Here is a 2,143-nt window from a genome sequence, read left to right as displayed (position 1 = left end):
GGTGCTCGAGCTGCTGGAGCTGGGACTCGCGGAGGGAGACGAGGGCGATCTCGGCGGCGGCGAACACTCCGCCGACCAGGACGAAGACGACGACGAGCGCGAAGGCGATCCAGGTGTCGGCGCCCATCAGCGGTGGGCGTGCGCGGTGGCGCGGCTGTCGTGGGTGGGCCCGTGCGGGCTCGGACTTCGGGGGTCATCCATGCCTGTGAGCCTGCACAGGTCAGCTGGGCGACCGCCGCAGTGGTGCTGTGGAACGCCCTAGAGGGCGCGACCCGTGTGCGACTCGATCCAGGCGCGCGGGTCGACCGGCAGGGTGCCGTCCATCAGGACCTCGAGGTGCAGGTGCGCGCCCGTGGAGACGCCGGACGACCCGACGCTGCCGAGGAACTGGCCGGCGTCGACCTGGTCGCCGACACGCAGCGGCGAGGAGCCCGGGATCATGTGCCCGTAGAGCGTGGAGACCTTGCGGCCGTCGACGACGTGGTCGACGATCACGGTCTGGCCGTAGGAGAAGTACGTGCCGGACACGCGCACGGTCCCGGCGGCGACCGCGCCGATCGGGGCGCCCATGCCGGGGTTGAAGTCGAGGCCCTGGTGCAGGGACGAGCACGCGGCGCAGGGGGCCGAGCGCCACCCGAAGCCCGAGCTCATCCGGACCGGGCCGGGGAACGGCGAGCGGACCGCGCCGCCGTCCGTGACCTCGGCGCCGCTGTTGACCGCGCCGGCCGTGAGGGCGCCCGTGCCCTTCGGCGCAGCGACGACGACCTGCTTGGCCTCGTTCACCGTGAAGCCGTCGCGGGAGGTCGAGGCCGAGGCGACCGCCTGGGTCACGGCGTAGTCCTGCGTGCGGACCGTCGGCGCGATGGTCGAGGTCGCCATGGCGGTGTTGGCGCTGGCGTGCGCGGGCATCGCGGCGGAGGCGAAGAGCACGACCGCGGCGACGGCGCTCACGACGGTGAGGCGGCTGGTGCGCTGGGTGCGGCTGACGGTGGGGCGGACGCGTGCCGTCGGCTGCACCGGCTTCGGGGCCTTCGGTGCCCTCGTGGGCTTGACGGCCCTGGGAGCTCTGACGGCCTTGGGGGTCTTGGCGGGCCTGACGGCCTTCGGTGCGCGGGGGGCCGTCGTCGGCGTCGCTGCCCTGGGCGCCTTCGCCGGGGCCGGTACTGGTACCGGGGCCGGGTGGGCCTGCTCCGGCGTGGCCGGTGTGGCGGCGGCTTCGCGCTCGGCCTGCAGGGCCGCCCGACGGGTCAGGTGCACCACCGGGGTGCCCGGGTGCTGGTCTGCGTCGCGTGGAGTCGTCATGGCCGTCGACCATTCTGCACGAAGCTGTCCGGTTGCACAGCCCCCAATCGGCGTCAGGACGCGTCGGGCGTGCGGCGGCGGTGCAGGTCCCCCGCGCCGTGCCGGCGTTCCAGCCAGCTCGAGACCCAACTGGCGGGCACCAGCAGGAAGAGCCAGAACGGGCCACCAGCGGGCACGAGGACGGCACCGACGAGGGCGACCACGAGCGAGATGAACGTCACGGCGCCGTCGATCGGGTGGAGCATCGCGCGGCCGTCCTCGCGGAGGAGCTCAGGGTCGCGCCAGATCGCCCACTGCATCACCGTCATGCTCAGGCTCGTCACCGCGATGGTCCCGATGTACAGCGCGTTCACGCCGGCGTCGTGGGTCGTCTGCGCGATGAGGTTCGACGCGAACGGCAGGAACGCGATGCTGGCGAGCCAGACGAAGTTCACGCGCAGCACCAGGGTCGAGTACGACCGGGTGGCCTCGAACAGCCGGTGGTGCGAGAGCCACAGGCGGGAGATCACGACGAAGCTGACGAAGAACGCGATCACCGTGCCCACGTGCGCGGCCAGCAGGTCACCGAGGGACTCGTGCTGGATCTCGTCCGCGATGTCGACCAGCGGCAGGAGCAGCAGGGTGATCGCGATCGCGACGGTGGCGTCCGAGAAGTTGACGAGACGGTCGAGCCCTCGGTCGGTCCGCAGCATCCGCGTCATGGCGTCAACCTAGTGGCACGCAGGCGCTCTGGACCTGTCGTCGGTACTGTCCAGGGCAGAGAGCGGAAGGACCCCTCATGGCCCGAACGCCCCGGGAACGCCACGACCCCGTGGACCTGCAGCACGCCGAGGTCGTCTTC

The 2,143-nt window shown here is 72.2% G+C and carries 2 protein-coding genes; both read right to left on the bottom strand.

Translation table 11 applies throughout. The features are described from left to right. Window positions 1-258 precede the first annotated feature (258 nt). Window positions 259-1,302, bottom strand: coding sequence for a M23 family metallopeptidase (locus BIU98_RS08580; RefSeq protein ID WP_139200638.1), 1,044 nt, complete (start codon window positions 1,300-1,302; stop codon window positions 259-261). A gap of 53 nt (window positions 1,303-1,355) precedes the next feature. Then, entirely contained in the window at window positions 1,356-2,003 is a 648-nt protein-coding gene (locus BIU98_RS08575; RefSeq protein WP_083393116.1) for a TMEM175 family protein, read from the bottom strand. Window positions 2,004-2,143 lie beyond the last annotated feature (140 nt).

Source organism: Curtobacterium sp. MMLR14_010, from assembly GCF_001865015.1.
GTDB lineage: Bacteria > Actinomycetota > Actinomycetes > Actinomycetales > Microbacteriaceae > Curtobacterium.
Note: the sequence above shows the minus strand (reverse complement) of the source record. Positions and strands in the feature narration are given on the sequence as shown.

Excerpts from the sequence above, each read along its gene's own strand:
- BIU98_RS08580 (WP_139200638.1), bottom strand. The coding sequence starts at position 1,302 with ATGACGACTCCACGCGACGCAGACCAGCACCCGGGCACCCCGGTGGTG.
- BIU98_RS08575 (WP_083393116.1), bottom strand. The coding sequence starts at position 2,003 with ATGACGCGGATGCTGCGGACCGACCGAGGGCTCGACCGTCTCGTCAAC.